Raw genomic sequence first — 19,410 nt, 5'->3', positions numbered from 1 at the left:
TTTCTCAGCTATGCTGAGGCAGTTAAATATGGGACATTGTCGTTGCACTGCAAAATTGGCTTGCAACTTGACACGCAGTTGTTATTCTTTTGTGTTTTACTTTAATAGGTCTTGCAAAGGAAGTTACTCCAGATAATTCGGGTAGTTTGGTCTATCGCGCATCACTCTTTACCCGGTCAAATAGCCAAGGAGACGATCATGGATTACAGGGACACCCTTAATCTGCCCCAAACCGGGTTTAAGATGAAAGCCAATCTTGCCCAGAAAGAGCCGATGGTTCTCAAACAATGGGACAAGGCGGATTTATATAAAAAAATACAGGAAAAATCTGCGGAAAAACCGCTCTATGTGCTTCATGACGGGCCTCCGTATGCCAACGGAAATATTCATCTGGGAACGGCGTTCAATAAAATTCTCAAGGATATCATACTCCGGTCCAAAAGGATGGCCGGGTTCAATGCCCCGTACATCCCCGGGTGGGACTGTCACGGACTGCCGATAGAACACAATGTGGACAAGGAGCTCGGCGAGAAGAAAAGGACTATCCCGACCCTTTCAAAAAGGGCGGCCTGCCGTAAATATGCCAATAAGTGGATCAAGATCCAGAAAGAACAGTTTAAAAGACTCGGGGTGCTCGGCGACTGGGACAATCCCTACCTGACCATCAACTACGGGTACGAAGCGACTATCGCCAGGGAGTTCAATAAATTCCTGCTTTCCGGTTCGGTGGTAAAAAACAGGAAACCGGTGTATTGGTGCTCCACCTGTACCACGGCCCTGGCCGAGGCTGAAGTTGAATATCACGACCACAGCTCGCCATCGATCTATGTAAAGTTTAGGACCGACGGCGATTTTTCCGATATTGACCCGGCTCTGGCGGGCGATGATGTATCTTTCATAATCTGGACCACGACACCGTGGACGCTGCCGGCCAACCTGGCCGTGGCCCTGCATCCGGAATTTACTTACGCGGCTGTCAAGACCGGGGGCGAAACCTGGATTATCGCCCAGGATCTGGTTGAAAAGGTGATGGCCGAAACGGGCCGTACCGACTATGAGGTGGCGGCGACGTTTGGCGCCAAAAAATTTGAAAAGCGAAAATGTCTGCATCCGTTTATGCAGAGGCAGTCTCTGCTGGTGCTGGCTGACTATGTTACCGCCGATGCCGGTACCGGATGCGTTCATACAGCTCCCGGACACGGTGCCGACGACTACCAGACCGGGCTCAGGTACGGTCTCGATATTCTCTCCCCGGTGGATGGAGAGGGAATGTATACCGCTGAAGCCGGCAAGTATGCAGGAGAGAAGGTGCCGGAGGTTAATAAAAAGATCAACCGGGATATGGATGAATCGGGCGCACTGGTAAGTGAATCGGCCATCAATCACAGCTATCCCCACTGCTGGCGCTGTAAGAAACCGGTCATGTACCGCGCCACTCCCCAGTGGTTTATCTCGATGCAGAACAACGGGCTGCGGGAAAAAGCCCTCGCTGAAATCAAAAATGTAACCTGGACCCCGGGGTGGGGAATGCAGCGCATCTACTCGATGGTCGAATCGCGTCCTGACTGGTGTCTTTCGCGGCAGAGAAGCTGGGGTGTTCCCCTGACAGTGGTCAGCTGCAAGGATTGTGGCGAGGTTGTCAGGGACCAGGCCCTGGTTGACAGAATCGATGAACTGTTCAACAAGGAAGGTGCCGATGCCTGGTACAGCCATGGCGTTGAGGATTTTCTGCCGGAAAACCTGTCCTGTTCCAGCTGCGGCGGTACCAATTTCGTCCAGGAACAGGATATCCTGGATGTATGGTTCGACTCCGGGGTTAGCCATGCCGCGGTCTGTGAGGTGCGAGAGGAACTGGATTCCCCTGCCGATCTTTATCTTGAGGGGAGCGACCAGCATCGGGGATGGTTCCAGAGCTCATTGCTGGCCTCCACCGGGACTCGCGAAAGAGCGCCTTTTAACGGTGTTCTTACCCACGGATATGTGGTTGACGGACAGGGCAAGAAGATGTCGAAATCGGTCGGCAACGTGGTGGTTCCCTCCGAGGTGATAGAGAAATACGGTGCCGAAATTCTTCGTTTATGGGTTGCCAGCGAGGACTATCGTGACGATATCAAGGTGTCCGATGAAATTCTCAAGCAGGTATCTGACTCCTATCGAAAAATCCGCAATACCATAAGATACTTTCTGGGCAACCTCCACGACTTCGACCCGCAGAAACATCGGGTGGAAACATCCAGGATGCCGGAACTGGACCTATGGGCGCTTGCAAAATTCGAGCAGCTGAGGCACAAGGTTTCCGACGCCTACGGAAAATATGAGTTTCACGCAATCTACCAGGCGTTGAACTATTTCTGCGGAACGACCATGAGTTCGTTCTACCTCGATATCTTAAAGGACAGGCTGTATACGTCGGGGACCGACTCCGAACCACGGCGGGCGGCGCAGACGGTGCTGTTCGACATTCTCGACGGCCTGCTTTTGCTGATGAGCCCGATACTCTGTTTCACCTCGGCAGAAGCGTTTGATTCGCTGTATGGCCGCAAAGACCAGGATTCTCTTGAGGAATCGATCTTTTTCAGGGATTTTCCGTCACCAAAGGACATTGACTGCGATGATGCCATGATGGCTAAGTGGGAGAAACTTATCAAGGTTCGTTCGGAAATTACCAAAGCCCTTGAGATAGCAAGAAAAGAAAAAGTAATCGGTCACTCTCTTGAGGCCAGGGTGCTGCTCAGGGCAGAAGGAGAGCTGGAGCGGTTTGTGAAACAGGAGTGGCGAACGGTAAAGGAAATTTCCATAATTTCCGAGATGGAAGAACTTGGCGAACAACAATCCCAGGACGGTATCCGCTACGAAAGTGTGGAACTGGAGGGGTTTGTGATTCAGGTCAAGGGGGCTTCAGGAGAGAAATGCTCCCGGTGCTGGACCCGATCGGAAACGGTAGGGCGGATAGATGCGCACCCGGAAATCTGCGACCGCTGCGGATCGGTTATTGCGGAGATGGGGCTGTAGCATTGAACTATTTTGCAATCTTTTCAGGAGTAGTCCTGGTCGACCAGATAACCAAGCTGCTGGTCACCAGGCTGCTCAGTCTGTATGAAACGCTGGAAGTTATCCCGGGCTTTTTCAACCTGGTTTACGTGACCAACCCCGGAGCCGCATTCAGTCTGCTGGCCGATTATCAATCACCTTTCAAGCACTACTTTTTCCTTGCTGTGGGGGTGGCGGCAATAGTTGGAATTACCGTTGCCGTTTTCAGGATCCGGTCACAGAGCCCGCAATATGTCCTGCCGCTGGGCTGCATTGCCGGAGGAGCCGCAGGCAATATCGTCGATCGGCTGGTTTATGGTGAAGTTATCGATTTTCTCGATTTTTATCTGGGCGGATATCACTGGCCGGCGTTTAATATTGCTGACTCAGCTATCTGCATCGGTGCAGGCAGTTTTATAGTTTTAAGTTTTATTGAAGAAAAAAAACAAAATCAAAGTGGACGAATATGAAGATAGCCGTACTTTTTCCCGGACAGGGGTCGCAATACCTGGGCATGGGGCAGGAATTCAGAAAACAATACAGTCAGTGTGACGCTCTTATGACATTGGCGGAGAAGGTCTGTGACATCAATCTGGGACAGATCTCCGACGAAGGGCCCATGGAAAAGCTAACCAGAGCTGCTACTCTGCAGCCGGCAATAACCGTCGCCAACCTGATCTGCTGGCAGGCGTTTCTGCAGGAGACCGCAGGCAGGTTTGACGTGAGCTGCTTTGCCGGTCACAGCCTCGGCGAGTACTCAGCGCTTTACGGCGCAGGGGTGATCAGTGCCGAAGATGCGATCAGGCTGGTAGCCAAGAGGGGTGCCCTGATGGAGCGTGAGGGTGACAAAAACCCCGGTGGCATGAGAGCCCTGCTTGGCCTGAATATCGAAAAGGTCGACCAGCTTATCGCCGCTTACGACGGACCAGGGGTGGTGACCGTTGCCAACCACAACACCCCGGAACAGATTGTGGTCTCGGGTACCATGGAGGGGCTTGACGGCGTAACCAAACTTGCCGAAGAAGCCGGAGCCAAGGTTATACCCCTGAACGTAAGCGTGGCGAACCATAGTCCGCTTGTGGCGCAGGCGGTACCCGATTTTACCCGGTTTCTTGCCGATATCACCTTCTCCGCACCTTCTGTTCCGGTCTATTTCAATGTTTCTGCCAAAACGGAGAGTGAACCGGAAGTGATGAAGGAGCGTATGGCCAAGCAGATCGCTTCCAAGGTCCGCTGGTACGAAATTATCAGCTCCATGATGGAGAGTGGGGTCGACACCTTTATAGAGATCGGCCCCAAAACCGTGCTGAAGGGAATGATGCGGAAAATAGCACCAAAGGGTGCCAATGTGACGTCGCTGCAGTTTGACACCCCGGAAACCTTGACCAAGTGCATTGAAACACTTGGGTAAATAAGCCGTTCCCGCTGCACCTGGCGTAGTTGTTGCAGCGGGAAATTTTTGCCGCAGCCCGTGGTCTGGCTCCGATTTTTCCAATATCACCCCGCCTGGAGAAACAGAGCCCAAGGAAAAACCCACTCCCTGGCTCCTGGTACACCCCGTGGCGGAATACCCGCCCTGTTGTGAATAGTAAAAGACATGAACATGGTGCCAAAGTTTGGAAGTGATGGTGCCGCGTTGATGGAGATTGCGACCAGATGAGAGTGGGAACCTGTAAGGAAAATGACTCTGGTTCTGTCCGGTGAGGGAGAAGTTATACTGGGCAAAGGGCAGTACAGCTGGTATCTGTGCGGATGAATCGGCCTTGTCGGGTCGGTTGCCGCCTTTTTTAGTGAAAAAAAGTGGTCTCTGCAATCGTTGCTGGCAAAATGATGCAGCAGAAGGGACCACTGGTCGCAACCTGCAAAAAGCGATCGGTGTTGATCGGAAACAGGTAGGGAACTTGTTATGAGAAAATTTGCCAAGCCTTTTAAAATGTTGATAAAAGTCGTGCTCAGCCTGGCTTTTTTCTCGGTTCTTCTCTCGTTTGTAAAAAAAAACGAACTGGTGGAAATTTTTCAACAGGTCGACTGGTTCTTTTTCGTGGTAAGCTTTGCGGTGACCCTGATAATGGTGGCGGCCAGTTGTGTCAAATGGCGACTGGTGCTTGCGTTGAAAAAGCCCGATATAGGTTTTTGTCAGCTTTTTAAAATTTATCTGATCGGCTATTTTTTCTCCAATATACTGCCGTCGACCGTCGGCGGGGACGTGGTCCGGTCCTATTACGCCGGAAAACTCATCGAAAATCAGTCCTATGCAGCAGTTAGCGTGTTCGTTGAAAGGTTTTCCGGCATCTTCTTTCTCTTTATGTTTGTTACGGTAGCTCCCCTGGCCCAGCCGTACCTGTACAAAAATCCTTATATTTTTGTGCCGGCCTTGTGCAGTGTCGGGTTTGCCTTCATCACCATCTGGGTCTGGCGTGCCAAGAGACCTTTCTACCTGCCCAACCTCGTGGTTGAAAATATTCTCGGCCTGTGTAAGTGGATTGGCAGAAAGACCGGCCTTGGTGTTGTTGAAAGGATCGGCCTTGGCCTTGAAAAAATCTACACTGTCGTCATTGCGCGGCTGAAAAGACTGAGGGAGGAGATGCAGATTGCGGTTGAAGCGGTCAAGACTGACAGATCGTTTGTGAACCGGCTTATCGGCCTCACCCTGCTTTTTTATGCGTTGACATGGGTGAACGTATATGTTTGTTTTCTCGCGTTTGGCGTACACGTTGATTTTATAAAAATATGCGCTATTGTCCCGGCAATCATGCTGGTCGCCCATATCCCGGTCACCCTGCTTGGCAACCTCGGATATTTTGAATCAGTTTTTGTCTTCTATTTTTTCCTGGTAGGGGTGGGCGGAGCGGAGGCTTTCGCCATGGGGCTGCTGCTCAGATTGAAGATGCTTGCCGTTGGAGTTGCTGGTTATGGTACCTATCTGGTATATAAACAAAAAAACCGGCTGGAACTGAAAAAAACATTTGGAATCTGACAGATTCTCTCTGGCGGATCCAGCACACATAACCCATTATACGGAGAGACCATTTTGTTAATCTCAGTTGTTATACCGCTTCTCAATGAAGAAGATAATATTCCTCTTCTCTACCGGGAGCTTGATGAAGTTTTTGGTGACATGGATCACGACTATGAACTTTTGTTCATAGACGACGGAAGTAGTGATAAAAGCCTTGCGCTGCTGCGTGAAATCCAGGAAAAGGACGAGAAGGTGGTGGTGGTCAATTTCAGGAAAAATTTCGGCCAGACCGCGGCCATGGCGGCCGGTTTCGATTACGCCAGCGGCGATGTGATCATTACCATGGACGCCGACCTGCAGAACGACCCGCACGATATCCCAATGCTGCTTGAAAAGATCGATGAAGGAAACGACGTGGTGACCGGGTGGCGTTTTGATCGGAAGGACAAGTTTGTCAGCAGGCGGCTGCCTTCCATAATCGCCAATAAAATCATTTCCAAAACGACCGGGGTACGTCTTCACGACTACGGCTGCACTCTCAAGGCCTTCCGCAAGGAGGTCATAAAAAATGTGAAGCTGTATGGCGAAATGCACCGGTTTATTCCCGCCATAGCAAGCGGGATGGGGATTGATTTTACCGAGGTGAAGGTGAATCACCGACCGCGCAGATTCGGCACCTCGAAATACGGGATTTCAAGAACAATACGCGTTATCCTGGACCTGCTCACGGTGAAGTTCCTGCTCAGCTATGCAACGAGGCCGATTCAGATTTTTGGACTGATGGGCGTTGTTTCCGGTGGCCTCGGGTTTCTTATAGCCCTGATCATGACCTTTCAGCGTCAGTTTATGGGGGTCCCTCTTTCCGACAGGCCGCTGCTGTTTTTGGCGGTACTGCTAATGTTTATCGGTATCCAGTTTGTATCGCTTGGGCTGATTGCTGAGCTGCAGGCCAGGACCTACCATGAATCCCAGCAGAAACCTGTCTATTTCGTCAAAAAAGTCTACCGGAAAAATGAACACGCCGAAAACAGCAGCCAAAGCGTGAAAGAAGTCTGCTGATGTCAACGTTGCTGGAGGTTGTAATCCCGAACTGGAACGGGGCTGAGATGCTGGAACACTGTCTTCGTTCGCTCGGCAGCCAGAGCTTTACCGATTTTTCCGTAACCGTGGTCGACAACGGTTCCGAGGATGGATCCGTTGCCATGGTTGCAAAAGAGTTTCCCTGGGTTAAGCTGATCCGTTTTTCCTACAACAGCGGGTTCAGTGTTGCCGTTAACAAGGGGATTCGGCAGACCGATGCCCCCTGGATCCTGCTGCTGAACAACGACATGGAGGTTGAGCCGGATTGTGTTGAAAACCTTGTTGCAGGGATTAAGCGTTACCCCGAGTATCAGTTTTTCGCGCTGAAGATGATTAACTTCCATCACCGCGAGCTGCTTGACGGGGCTGGGGACGCATACCTGCGAGCGGGCGTAGGGTATCGTCTGGGAACCCTTGAGCGGGACTGTGACAGGTATCAACAGGATCGGGAGGTGTTCGGCGCCTGCGGCGGTGCGGCAATGTACAGCAGCGCTTTCTTTGAACGGACAGGACTGTTCGATCAGGATTTTTTTGCATACCTCGAAGACGTGGACCTCAACCTGCGTGCCTGCAAGCTCGGACTTAAATGCATGTACCTGAGCAAAGCGAAGGTCTATCATATCGGCAGTGCAACCTCAGGATCGAAGATCAATTCCGTGACCATACGTCTTTCGACGCGAAACAACATCATCCTCCTGGTGAAAAATTATCCGCTATACCTGGCGGCAAGATTTTTGCCGGCCATAGCGGTGTACCAGGTGGCCTGGCTGCTCTTCTGTGTGAAAAAGGGGATGATCGGCCCCTACGTAAAAGGTCTGGTCCAGGGAATTGGCATGTTCCCGGCTTCATATCGAAAAAACAGGGCAGCCAACAGAGGGCTGAAGCGTGTCAGGATGAAGGAGATGGCCGGTAAGATCCGCCGGGCGGAGCGGGACGCGATCGATTCCATAAGGTCGCGAAGAAAAAGCAAGGGACAGGGAAACCTGCTGCTTGACCTGTATAGCAGGATCTTTTTGTAACGGTGTGAAAAAAGGTCGCCCGGAAGAATTTATTGGTCGTATCCATGACAAAAAAGATTTATGTCATCGTCGTAACCCACAACTCGGGTGAACTGCTGCCCGCCTGTCTTGGTTACCTCAACGGGGCCGCGGTCGCGGTCACCGACGTAATCGTGGTCGACTGCGGGTCGGAAGACGCCGCGTATGTAGATGTCGCCGCCGATATGCGATACCGGTTTCCCGTTCGCGTTATCAAAACGGATAATATCGGTTTTGGGGCCGGAAACAACCGCGGCCTGGCCGAACTCGATCTTGGCGGGTTGGCCGATGACGATCTGGTCCTGTTCATGAACCCGGATACCTTTATCAGTGAAAACTGGCTGTCGCTTGTTGTCGACCAGTGTGGTGGTGACGCTAGCGTAGGGGTCATTTCCGGCAAGTTGCTCGGGTTTGATTTCAAAGAGCGGCGGGGTACTGGCAAAATCGACTCCACCGGTGTATTTCGAGCATGGTACGGCAGGTGGTACGACCGGGGCCAGGGGGAGGAGGATCAGGGACAATACGACGGCTGCGAAGCAGTGCCTGCGGTGTGCGGAGCGCTTTTCTGCTGTCGCGGGGCATGCATAAAAAAAACGGGGGAAAAGTTTTTTGATGAAGATTTTTTTCTCTATAAGGAAGATATCGAGCTGAGCATAAGGCTGAGAAAGAACGGCTGGAAACTTCTTTATAACCCGGAACTGATTGCTTTTCACTGTCGCGGCTGGCAGAAGAGGAGAAAAGAGGTGAATTTTTCACTAAGGCTTATGTCGGCGAAAAATGAGATACTGCTCTACCGCAAACATCTGTCGCCCTATATATTATGGGCAGGTGTGAAATACGGACTGGTCCGCTTCTTTAGACTGTAGTCCGTCTCTTTTTTACAACAGGTTTAACAGGGAAAAAGTGTCGTCTTCGATCAGCCAGCCAACCGATGGGCAATGGGACGTGACCGTGGTGGTCCCCACACTCAATGGTGGAAAAACACTGCCAGATTTTTTTCAGGCTCTGAAAATGCAGAGTGTCCGGCCACGGGAGATACTGGTGTGTGACTCAAGCTCCGATGACGACACTGAAAAGATCTGCAGACACCACCAGGCGACCTTTGTCACCATCGCCAGGGAAAAGTTTGACCACGGCGGCACCAGGAGTTTTTTAGTCAAAAGGGCAAAGGGCAAAATGGTGGTGTTTCTCACCCAGGATGCGATTCTGGCAACCGACGATTCGCTGCGCAACATCCTTGTCCCCTTGATGAACGATCCCAAAATTGCCTGCTGTTTCGGCAGACAGTTGCCTGCAAGAGACGCAACCTTTGCAGCGGCGCATCTCAGAAGGTTCAACTATCCCGAAAACTCTTATGTCCGGTGCTTTGATGACAGAAAAAGCTATGGGTTGAAAACCGCTTTTATCTCAAATTCTTTTGCCGCCTACAAAAAAGAGTGTCTTGCGGAGGTGGACTATTTTAAGAACGGTTTGATTTTTGGCGAGGATACCTGTACTCTTGGAAGACTGCTGCTGAGTGGCTATTGCGTGTCGTATCGGGCTGATGCCGCAGTGTATCACAGTCACAATTACAGTCTGGCCGAGGAGTTCAGGAGATCTTTTGACATAGGGGTACTGCACAGCGAGCAGAAGTGGCTGCCGGATACATTCGGCCGGGCGGAAAAAGAGGGCGACCGGTATGTCAGGTCGGCTCTGGCTGAAATCTTCAGCGGCAACCACTACCTGCTTCTGGGCGACTGGCTTTGCCGCAACTGCTCCAAGTTGATGGGCTATAAGCTCGGCAGGCACCACCGGAGACTTCCCCCATGGCTGCGGCCGCAGCTGAGCATGAACAGGGCGTGGTGGGAAAAAGGACGAAACAGAAGGGTGTAGCATACTTCTTTTCTATATATTTTTGGGTTTGCATCACTGTAAAAAAGACAGTGTCTGAATATTATGTTATCGATGAATCTAAGAGAGCAGAGCTCTCTTATGGCAAGACTGCTTCATCTTTTCGACTGCTTTCTCTGTATCGGCTATCTGTGGACCGTTGTGGTATGGTACAGGGTACCATGGAATGAGTACTATACCAGGCTTGTGGTTATCACTTTCGTACTCACCTTTGTCAGTTTTCAGTCTTTTCAGTTGTATCGTTCATGGAGGGGGTGGAAGTTCTTTCGCGAATTCCTCGTCATCTTGAAGGCGTGGGGGACGGTGATCGGACTGCTGCTCTTTTATTTCTTCATCTTTAAAATATCGGTTGCCTATTCCAGGCTGGTCATCCTCGTTTGGTCGATCACCACCCCGATACTCATCTTTTTGCTGCATATAGGTGCCCGCAAGATTTTGCGGCTGTTACGGAGCAAAGGAAAGAACGTCCGCCGGGCGATCGTGGTCGGTGCCGGGGAACTTGGGGTCAATCTGGTCAGAGAAGTCGAGACCATGCCGTGGGCCGGAATAAAGGTGATGGGTTTTTTCGATGACAAGGTGGACGAGCATATCATCACCGAAGTAGAGGGAAAACCGCTGCTCGGTAACATCGGTTCGATCAATGAATATCTCAAGGTTCACGAGATAGATTATATCTACATCGCACTGCCGATGAGAGCTGAGAAGAAGATTTTTAAAATTCTTCGCGAGTGCAGATCCCTTGGCGCCAGAATCTTCCTGATCCCGGATCTGTATCTCTACGGCCTGCACCACGCCGAAATCCAGTCGCTGGGAAGTATGCTGATCCTCAATTTCAACCCCAATACCGAATGGAAGAGAAGCTTCGACGTGGTATTTTCACTGATGGCGCTGGTTGCAACCCTGCCGGTGACCCTTGTCATCGCCCTGCTGGTGAAACTAAGCGATGGCGGACCCGTTTTCTACAAACACCAGAGAATAACCGCCGCCGGAAAAAAATTTAACTGCCTGAAGTTCAGAACCATGCGTGTCGGTGCCGACAGGGAGCTGCAGAAGATCCTGGCAACCGATGAAGAGATGCGCCGGGAATGGCAACAGAGCTATAAACTGAAAAGCGACCCGAGGGTGACTGGGATAGGCAAAATCCTGCGCAGGACCAGCCTGGACGAGTTGCCGCAATTTCTCAATGTCCTGCGCGGCGACATGAGTGTCGTCGGCGCAAGGCCCATTGTCGACAATGAACTGAACGGATACTACAAGGAGAGCGCCGGAAGATACTGCTCGATGAAACCGGGAATAACCGGTCCCTGGCAGGTGGGACGCAGGTCCAACGTCGAAGACTACGGGGAGAGGGTACAGATGGACGACTGGTATATTCTGAACTATTCGCTGTGGACCGATATCAAGATAATAATCAAGACGGTCTATTGCATGGTAAAGGGCAACGGGGCTTATTAATTTATAAATTGTGCAGGTTGCGAGGTGGTTTCAATGGCATCACTGTTTGCCGGGAAAAACATTGTTATAGGGGTTACGGGCTCAATAGCCTCCTTCAAGGTGGCAGGGTGGGTGAGCGATCTTGCAAAGGAAGAGGCGCAGGTGTCGGTGGTGATGACGGAGGCGGCAAAGCGTTTTATTACTCCCCTCACGTTTTCCGCGCTGTCAGGCCTTGATGTGCACTGTGATATGTTTGCCCAGGGGAGTGCTGAGAGCATGCACCATATTTCCCTTGGCCGGGAAGCCGACCTGTTGGTCATAGCCCCGGCGAGCGCCAACACGATTGCCAAGCTGGCCGCAGGGATCTGCGACAACCTGCTGACCACCTCGGTTCTTGCCGCACGCTGCGCGGTGGTGGTCTTTCCGGCAATGAACAGCCGCATGTACGCTCATCCGGCGACCCGCAACAACATAGCGAAATTGCGGGAGATGGGCTACCGGGTCATTGAGCCGGACTGCGGTACGATGGCCTGCAAGGAGGAAGGGCAAGGCCGTCTGGTTGAGTGGGACTATGCCAGGGAAATCCTCGCCCAGAGTCTTGCTCCGCAGGATTTTGGTGGTGTCCGTATGGTGGTCACCGCAGGTCCGACCCGGGAAGCGATTGATCCGGCAAGGTTTTTAAGCAACCGGTCATCGGGGAAAATGGGTTACTGCCTGGCCAGATGCGGTGCCAGAAGAGGTGCCGAGGTGGTTCTGGTCTCCGGTCCGACAACCCTTGAGACTCCGCCGGGCGTAAAAAAGATAAGTGTGCAGAGCGCCCAGGAAATGTACGAGGCGGTCGTGGCCCAGGCTCAACAGAGCCAGGTGATCATCAAGGCTGCGGCGGTTGCCGATTACAGACCGGAAAAGGTTTATGAGCACAAGGTGAAAAAGGGTAGTGTCGAGTCGTCTTTAAGACTGGTTTCCACCACGGATATCCTGAAGAGCCTGGGCACCCGGAAAAGCCCGGACCAGGTCCTGGTCGGATTTGCCGCGGAAAGCCGGAATCTTCACGAGGAGGGAAAGAAAAAGCTTATCGCCAAGAACCTCGATCTTATCGCCATCAACGATATCAGCAAACCCCAGACCGGGTTTGAAGTCGATACAAACCAGGTGGTACTCCTCGATAATCAGGGGTATACCCAGCTTCCACACACCACCAAGCTGCATACCGCCGACCTTATTCTTGACCGAATCCTCACGCTGCTAAAAGACCGATAAAAGGCGGTGTGCAGCACGAGGCCTAAAAGCAGTGAACGACTACCGTCAGCACAGACAGCATCTCTTGGCTTTTTTTCCTGATCCGCAGGGGCAGGAACTGTTGCGGGCAATCTTTTGTCGATGCAGCTCTGTTTTTCCCCCGGCGTAGAACCACAAGCCGTCTTTTTTCTCAAAGTCGCTTCGTTCGGTAAGACGGCAGAGGTGATCGCCTTCAATGTATGTCGCGGTAAATTCAACCACGCCCGTGATGTCGCTGGCGGTTCCTCCGGTTACCTCGTGAATGGCAAGGCCAGTCCATTTTATCTTGTGGTCAAAGTCGACGGATGGTGGTCTGAGTCGGCTGTGCCAGGTGGCGAGGATATGGGTGGTATTTTTTTGGACGAACGCGGTATAGCGCGATCGCATGAGCATTTCCGCAGTTGACGCCAGGGCCGGGTCCTGCAGGATCGGTGCGCAACAATCGGAAAATGTTCTGGTGCTGCCGCAGGGACAGGAGTTTTTTGTTATCATGACAGGTTGTTTCTGGTTTTTTTGGCGGGTAAATTTTCCGCGAAACAGGGGTAATTATCCTGGCTTCTCCAACTCCCCGGACGTCTGGTTGCCCGGCTGCCGGGAATTGTTTCGAAATGCTCAAGATGGTGATCAAACACTTTTACAGGATCAATGGCGCCGATGGCAAAAACATTGTTCAACTCGTCGGAGAAAAGACTTGAAATGACAATAGGCCTGGTGTTGGCCGATGCTGCAGTCATAAAACCATATTACCCGAAAATTTCATGAAAAGAACACTTGTAATCGAACCCTATTACGGCGGTTCGCACAAACAATTTCTCAAGGGACTGAGCAATCATATAACAGGCAATTATTGTTTTTTTACTCTGCCGGCAAGAAAATGGAAGATGAGAATGCAGCTCGGGGCGCAGTGGGCTGTCGAGCAGCTGGAAAAGCTTGACCAGGAAGACCGTTATTTCGATACTGTACTCTGTTCAACCTTCATGGATGTCGCGGTCTTCAACGCTCTCTGCGCAAAAGTTGCCGGATGGAACCCGAATACGACCGTGTTGCTCTATTTTCACGAAAATCAATTTGCTTATCCGGCGCAGGTTGAGGATCCGTCATTTTTCCAGTTCGCCTCGATCAATTTCAACTCCGCTCTTGCCGCGGACCGGATCGCGTTTAATTCCACCTTCAACCGGGATTCTTTTTTTCATGGATGTGAAAAAATCATCAGGAAGGTATCGGATATACGGTTGGTCAACACTCTTGACAGGTTGAAAGGAAAAGCGGTGGTACTCTACCCCGGGATAGATCTTGACGCACTTGACCGATGTGCCAAACACCACAAGGCCCAACGCACAACTCCGGTGGTCGTATGGAACCATCGCTGGGAGCATGACAAGAACCCCGATGAGTTTTTTTCCGTACTGACAAGGCTGCAGTTAAAAAACGTCAAGTTTGAACTGATCCTCCTTGGACAGTCTTTTACCTCCCTGCCGCCATGTTTTACAGGGGCAAAAAAAACTTTCTGCAGGGAGCTGATACATTGCGGGTTTGTACCTTCCTATGATGAATATGTCGGACTTCTATCCCGGGGAACGGTTGTGGTTTCAACCTCCCTGCATGAATTTTACGGAATTTCGGTAATCGAGGCCGTCCGGGCGGGGTGCAGGCCGTTGTTGCCGCAGAGATTGTCCTATCCGGAGCTGTTTGACAACAAATTCCTCTACAAGGAGGGTACGCTTGAGTCCGAGCTTGAAAAAATCCTCAACGACAACCTTCTCATTTCACAGAAAGAATCGAGGGAAATGACCGAACAATTCGGCTGGAACGCGCTGCGAAAAGACTACCGGTCATGGATGGGTGTGGACTGATCCTGAATGACGGTTTATTTTTTATTTCGCTTCTTTCTGTAACTTCTCAACGCAGACGGCAAGTCTTACAAAATCACTGAAGAGTAGTGTTTCGGGGCGGGCGGATGGTGCGATTCCCGCATCTGTCAGGGCGCGATGGGCCAGCTCCTTGTTCGTCTTCTTGTCTTCCTTGTGGGTGACTCCAAAAAGATTTGCCCGGCTCAGGGTGTTGATAACCGTCTTTCGTCTCTGGTTGAACGTCGACCTGACGATATGCTTGAACAGCGTATAATCATAAGGCCCGGTCTGTTTCGGGCCGCCGGTGAAATCGATGGTGATAACCACCGAATCGACCTTCGGCCTGGGGTGAAATTCCGCGGGCTTGAGGGTGAGTTTTCTGTCGACTGTGGCTACGCTTGCCAGAAGAATTGTCGGAACACCATAATCTTTGGTGTTAACCTCAGCGCTCAGCCGGTCGGCGACTTCCTTCTGCAGCATGATTGTCGCCGACTTAATGAGGTGGGCGTTGTCGATCAGCTTGAAAATAAAGGGGTTGGAGATAGAGTAGGGGAGGTTGGCGAGAATTTTTAGTCCGGCTCCGCACTTTTGAACAATTTCGTTGAAATCGGCCTTGAGTATGTCCTGGTGGATCAGGGTAACATTTTCCGGCAGGTCTTTTTGCTGTTCGTGGAAGCGGACGATACCGCTGTCTATTTCATAGCCGTATACGTGATTTGCGGCAGCTGCGAGCGGCAGCGTCAGGGCGCCAAGTCCCACCCCCACCTCCACTATGGTGTCGCTGGCTGTGACTTTTCCTGCGCGCACAATCGCCTCGGCTGTCTCGCGGTGAACGAGAAAGTTCTGCCCAAATCTTTTTTTGGGGGTGAGCTGGTTGTTTTTCAGGGCATCGTGGGCAAAACGGCCGTATCTTGACATGATAATTCCCGGCAGGCGGCTGGTTTATTGCGGCTATCCGCGTTTTTTAGGTAAGGCTTTACTGTTGTGAAAATAGGACAGGGAGCAATAATAGCTCAGAACCGCAAAAGGTAAAGAAAAAATAAAACCTCCCACGACCAGTACCACCAGGGTCTCAAAACCAAGACTTGCAAGCTCGTGCAGAAGACCGGTCAGGCCGAGCCCTTCGCTGTGCAGTGTCCGAATAATCTCCAGCGTGGCGTAATTGACTTTATATGGCGTGACAAGGTTGCCTATGGCGATCGAGCAGTAATATATGGGAAATATTGTCACCGGGTTGAAAACCACCAGGCTGACGAGGATGGCCGCGACCGAGGAGGTCTTCGTCAGCACGGTCAAAACGAGGATGAGCGGAGTATGCAGGGGAACCGTAGGTGAGAGTCCCACCAATACACCTATGGCGGTGCCTCCGGCGAGAACTTTAGGACTTCCCTTTAAGCGAATAAACTTCAGGTAAAAATATTTCAGGGTCCGGTATAGTCTGCTGTTACGCGCACTCATCATTACAGTTATCCCAGCGGTGATCGTGAATAAGCGTCCAGGTCAAGTTCCATTTTGCCGCTTTGTTCATAAACGTGTCGGCCGGCAAAGCCGATCATCGCACCATTGTCAGTACAAAAGTTAAGATCCGGTGCGAAAAATTCAAGATCCTCCAGGTCACAACGGTGGGTGAAGCTCTCACGCAGCCTGCCGTTTGCTGACACCCCGCCGCCGATGACGATACGCGGGGTGTTATACTGTCTGGCTGCAAAAATTGTTTTACTCACCAGCACATCCACCACCGCCTCCTGGAATGAGGCGCAGATATTTTCCAGGTTGAGGTCCTGGCCCTGTCGCTTGACCTTGTTGACATAATTGAGTACTGCGGTTTTCAGGCCGCTGAAACTGAAGTCAAGGGAGTCGTCTTCCAGCCATGAACGTGGAAATTTGATGGCCGAAGGATCTCCTGAGCCAGCCTTTTTCGAGACATGAGGACCACCGGGATAGGGTAGTCCGAGCAGTTTGGCCACTTTGTCAAAAGCTTCGCCTGCGGCGTCGTCCCTGGTCCTTCCAAGACAGGTGAAGGAGGTAAAACTCTCGGCAAGATATATCGCCGAGGTTCCCCCCGATACGATAAGGGCAATGTAGGGAAAACGGGGACGGTTTGCGCTCAGAAATATCGACAGGATGTGTCCTGCCATATGATCAACCCCCACAAGCGGGATCCGGGTGACGTGGGCCAGGGCTTTCGCGTAGGAAAAGCCGACGAGTAGCGAGCCGAGAAGCCCCGGCCCTCTGGTGACGGCGATCAGGTCGACGTCGGTCAGCTTTATCCGTGCATTTTCAAGGGCCTTTTCCACGACGGGATGTATCGATTCAAGATGTTTTCTTGATGCAAGCTCGGGAACGACTCCCCCGAATTTTGTATGAACGGCATCCTGGCTGGTGAGGACATTGGCAACCACTGTGTCATTTTTGAGGACTGCCGCCGCAGTGTCGTCACAGGAGCTTTCAATACCTAAAATGTACATGAACTCTTTTCTTGTTGAGTGAAATTACTATTGTGTTAATAGTGTGGTGCTGGCTTGTTGCGAGTCGGAAGAACGGGTGAGTATCGTGGATCGGACTCATCTGCAATGAATCATTTACTGAAAAAGCCTACTGTGAAAGAAAAAATACAATCTATTTCGCCTATTGTCGACCAGTTTTCCCGGACCATATCCTATCTTCGCCTGTCCCTGACCGACAGATGCAATCTGCGCTGCATGTACTGCATGCCCTCTGAAGACCAGGATGTGGAAAAGCACGTGAAAACAGGTGATTTTCTGCAACACAGCGACCTGTTGACTTACGAGGAGCTGCTGCGCGTGGTCCGGCTGACCGTCTCTCTTGGCATGAATAAACTGCGTCTTACCGGCGGGGAACCGCTTGTCCGCAAGGGGGTTGTCCAATTTATCGAAGAACTGTCGAGGATCGAGGGGCTTGATCAGATAAGGCTGACCACCAACGGCGTCCTTTTAAAAGAGTATGCCGAAGACCTGTATCGCAGCGGAGTCAGGTATATCAACGTCTCTCTTGATACCCTCGACCCGGATAAGTTTAAGAAAATAACTGGCCGCGATCGATTCCGCCAGGTGTGGGCAGGACTGCAGAAAGCGCTTGATCTCGGTTTTAAAATCAAGATCAACGTGGTGGCGATGAAAGGGGTCAATGACGACGAGTTTGTCGATTTTGGTCGTCTGGCCCTGGAATACCCGTTTCACGTCCGCTTTATCGAATTTATGCCGGTGGGCGGAAAAAACAGCTGGCAAAAGGACAGGTTTATTCGGGGTGAGGATATAAGAACGATGATATCCACGCTCGGTTCGTTACAGCCGTTTGCCATCCAGCACGGTGCAGGGCCCGCCAGAATGTACGACCTGGTAACCCCTGACGGCCAAACCGGTGCGGTCGGATTCATAAGCCCCATAAGTCATCATTTCTGTGACAAGTGCAACCGGTTGCGACTGACCTCGGAAGGAAAACTCAGGGCGTGCCTGCTCAAGGACGAGGAAACCGATCTCAAGAAGATCCTGCGTGGCAACGGTTCCGATCAGGACATCATGACAGCTGTGCGGCAGACCATTATCGACAAGCCCCAGGGCCATTCTCTGCAGAATGAGACTGAGGCTGAAGAAAAGGCACGGTCCGGGGGGACCATGTCACGAATCGGCGGGTGAGTCGGGGGGCGAGCTCTCCGCCTGGGGATAGGAGCCAAGCCATTCGTAATAGGAGCACAGCGATTTGAGCAGATCGCATCCGCGCTGAATTTTTTCATCTTCGATATGGCCGAGCATGTCGAGGAAAAATAAGTACTTCCACCGCTTTCCCTTGATCGGGCGGGATTCGATCTTTGCCAGGTTGATCCCTTCATCGGACAGCACGGTCAAGATTTCATTAAGGGCTCCCGGTCGGTCCATCAACCCTATCAGCAGGGAGGTTCGGTCAAGACCGCTTCTTGAAGGCGATTTTTTGCCGATAACCAGAAAGCGGGTGGTGTTACCCCGGTAGTCCTCTATTCCCTGAACCACCACCTGCAGCTGGTAGGTCTTGATCGCAAGCGATGATGCTATGGCGCCGATGTTGGGGTTGTTTGCCGCCATCTGGGCCGCCGCTCCGGTGGAAAACACCGGGAGGGTCGGGACCGAGGGAAGATGTTTTCGCAACCACTGTCGGCATTGGGCAAGGGGCTGGGAGTGGGAGGCGACCGTCTGGATATCTTCGATGTTGCCGGATCGGCAGACCAGGTTGTGACTGATCTCCAGCTGTGCTTCCCCGCAAATCTGCACCTTGTATTTCATAAAACAGTCAAGGGTAGAAAACACCGCTCCTTCTATCGAATTTTCAACGGGAACAATGCCGTACCGGGTCCTGCCTTTTTCCACCTCGGCAAAAACATCGTCGATGGTTTCCATCGCTTTGTAGTCGGCCGAGTGGCCGAAATATTCAACACCGGCGAGATGACTGAAAGTCGCCTCAGGCCCGAGAAAGGCGACAACGGCCTTTTTCTGCGATAGCCGGCAGGTGGTGATTATTTCATGGAAAATAGATTTCAAGGCGTCTTCGGGAAAGATCTGGCTGTTATCCCTGAGAAGCCTGTCATAAATCTGCCTTTCGCGAAGAGGGTCCCATTTAGCTCTTTTTTCGCTGTCTTTGAGCTTGCCTATTTCCTTGGCAAACGACAGACGTTTCTTGAGTAGCTCAAGAATCTGGTCGTCTATGGCGTCTATATTGTCCCGAACGGAAACTATTTCTTTTTTCTGCTCCGATTGCATGCGGTTCCTGGTGGGTGGAGGTGGAATAAAAAATACCGGTCTAAAACTAGTGTCGGCGGTCGAAACTGCGCCGACACTGAATCCGAGTAATATCCGGAATA

The 19,410-nt window shown here is 51.6% G+C and carries 18 protein-coding genes; 12 read left to right on the top strand and 6 right to left on the bottom strand.

From position 1 onward, the window contains the following. Positions 1–198 precede the first annotated feature (198 nt). From ileS to coaBC, 10 genes are all read left to right on the top strand, one after another. The gene (ileS, locus tag BLQ17_RS10045) at positions 199–3,012 is read left to right on the top strand and encodes an isoleucine--tRNA ligase (protein WP_092222420.1); all 2,814 of its coding nucleotides are present in this window, start codon (positions 199–201) and stop codon (positions 3,010–3,012) included. A gap of 2 nt (positions 3,013–3,014) precedes the next feature. Then, positions 3,015–3,500, top strand: a complete 486-nt coding sequence (gene lspA, locus BLQ17_RS10040; protein ID WP_245695089.1) for a signal peptidase II — start codon at positions 3,015–3,017, stop codon at positions 3,498–3,500. Further along, the gene (fabD, locus tag BLQ17_RS10035; RefSeq protein ID WP_092222416.1) at positions 3,497–4,441 is read left to right on the top strand and encodes an ACP S-malonyltransferase; all 945 of its coding nucleotides are present in this window, start codon (positions 3,497–3,499) and stop codon (positions 4,439–4,441) included. Before lspA ends, fabD begins: the two co-directional genes overlap by 4 nt. Positions 4,442–4,936: 495 nt before the next feature. After that, positions 4,937–6,007, top strand: coding sequence for a lysylphosphatidylglycerol synthase transmembrane domain-containing protein (locus BLQ17_RS10030; protein WP_092222414.1), 1,071 nt, complete (start codon positions 4,937–4,939; stop codon positions 6,005–6,007). Between the two features lie 54 nt (positions 6,008–6,061). Beyond that, a complete protein-coding gene (locus tag BLQ17_RS10025; RefSeq protein WP_092222412.1) occupies positions 6,062–7,048 on the top strand; it encodes a glycosyltransferase family 2 protein in 987 nt (328 codons plus the stop codon). After that, positions 7,048–8,088, top strand: a complete 1,041-nt coding sequence (locus tag BLQ17_RS10020) for a glycosyltransferase family 2 protein (RefSeq protein ID WP_092222410.1) — start codon at positions 7,048–7,050, stop codon at positions 8,086–8,088. Before BLQ17_RS10025 ends, BLQ17_RS10020 begins: the two co-directional genes overlap by 1 nt. A gap of 44 nt (positions 8,089–8,132) precedes the next feature. Continuing rightward, on the top strand, positions 8,133–8,972 hold the full coding sequence (locus BLQ17_RS10015; RefSeq protein WP_092222408.1) for a glycosyltransferase family 2 protein: 840 nt from the start codon (positions 8,133–8,135) through the stop codon (positions 8,970–8,972). Positions 8,973–9,009: 37 nt separating this feature from the next. Continuing rightward, positions 9,010–9,978 carry a glycosyltransferase family 2 protein gene (locus BLQ17_RS10010; protein ID WP_092222406.1) on the top strand — a complete coding sequence of 323 codons (969 nt, stop codon included), beginning with the start codon at positions 9,010–9,012 and terminating at the stop codon, positions 9,976–9,978. A gap of 99 nt (positions 9,979–10,077) precedes the next feature. Continuing rightward, complete coding sequence (locus BLQ17_RS10005) at positions 10,078–11,451, top strand: sugar transferase (protein ID WP_176761169.1); 1,374 nt, start codon at positions 10,078–10,080, stop codon at positions 11,449–11,451. 33 nt (positions 11,452–11,484) lie between these two features. Then, positions 11,485–12,690, top strand: a complete 1,206-nt coding sequence (gene coaBC, locus BLQ17_RS10000) for a bifunctional phosphopantothenoylcysteine decarboxylase/phosphopantothenate--cysteine ligase CoaBC (protein WP_092222402.1) — start codon at positions 11,485–11,487, stop codon at positions 12,688–12,690. Between the two features lie 45 nt (positions 12,691–12,735). Here the strand turns inward: coaBC and BLQ17_RS09995 are convergent, their stop codons facing one another. Next, positions 12,736–13,200: a YchJ family protein gene (locus BLQ17_RS09995; protein ID WP_092222400.1), complete on the bottom strand. Its 465-nt coding sequence runs from the start codon at positions 13,198–13,200 to the stop codon at positions 12,736–12,738. Beyond that, the gene (locus tag BLQ17_RS09990) at positions 13,197–13,442 is read right to left on the bottom strand and encodes a hypothetical protein (RefSeq protein ID WP_092222398.1); all 246 of its coding nucleotides are present in this window, start codon (positions 13,440–13,442) and stop codon (positions 13,197–13,199) included. The genes BLQ17_RS09995 and BLQ17_RS09990 overlap by 4 nt, the downstream gene beginning before the upstream one ends. A gap of 24 nt (positions 13,443–13,466) precedes the next feature. Between BLQ17_RS09990 and BLQ17_RS09985 the strand changes: the two genes are divergently transcribed. Further along, positions 13,467–14,561 (top strand): tRNA-queuosine alpha-mannosyltransferase domain-containing protein, encoded by a 1,095-nt coding sequence (locus BLQ17_RS09985; protein WP_092222396.1) that lies wholly within the window; start codon positions 13,467–13,469, stop codon positions 14,559–14,561. A gap of 21 nt (positions 14,562–14,582) precedes the next feature. Here BLQ17_RS09985 and rsmA read toward each other — a convergent pair whose 3' ends face one another. From rsmA to tsaD, 3 genes are read right to left on the bottom strand one after another with little or no spacing between them, the layout of a single operon-like run. Then, positions 14,583–15,476, bottom strand: a complete 894-nt coding sequence (gene rsmA / locus BLQ17_RS09980) for a 16S rRNA (adenine(1518)-N(6)/adenine(1519)-N(6))-dimethyltransferase RsmA (protein ID WP_092222395.1) — start codon at positions 15,474–15,476, stop codon at positions 14,583–14,585. 33 nt (positions 15,477–15,509) lie between these two features. Beyond that, a complete protein-coding gene (locus tag BLQ17_RS09975; RefSeq protein WP_092222393.1) occupies positions 15,510–16,019 on the bottom strand; it encodes a DUF2062 domain-containing protein in 510 nt (169 codons plus the stop codon). A 5-nt stretch (positions 16,020–16,024) separates the two neighbouring features. Next, positions 16,025–17,026 (bottom strand): tRNA (adenosine(37)-N6)-threonylcarbamoyltransferase complex transferase subunit TsaD, encoded by a 1,002-nt coding sequence (gene tsaD, locus BLQ17_RS09970; protein ID WP_092222391.1) that lies wholly within the window; start codon positions 17,024–17,026, stop codon positions 16,025–16,027. 132 nt (positions 17,027–17,158) lie between these two features. On the opposite strand from tsaD, the gene moaA reads away from it, so the two are divergent. Beyond that, a complete protein-coding gene (moaA, locus tag BLQ17_RS09965; RefSeq protein ID WP_245695088.1) occupies positions 17,159–18,214 on the top strand; it encodes a GTP 3',8-cyclase MoaA in 1,056 nt (351 codons plus the stop codon). Here moaA and pheA read toward each other — a convergent pair. Next, positions 18,197–19,309: a prephenate dehydratase gene (pheA, locus tag BLQ17_RS09960; RefSeq protein WP_092222387.1), complete on the bottom strand. Its 1,113-nt coding sequence runs from the start codon at positions 19,307–19,309 to the stop codon at positions 18,197–18,199. The genes moaA and pheA overlap by 18 nt on opposite strands. Positions 19,310–19,410: the final 101 nt, after the last annotated feature.

Origin of the sequence: Desulforhopalus singaporensis (assembly GCF_900104445.1) — a bacterium.
GTDB lineage: Bacteria > Desulfobacterota > Desulfobulbia > Desulfobulbales > Desulfocapsaceae > Desulforhopalus_A > Desulforhopalus_A singaporensis.
Note: the sequence above shows the minus strand (reverse complement) of the source record. Positions and strands in the feature narration are given on the sequence as shown.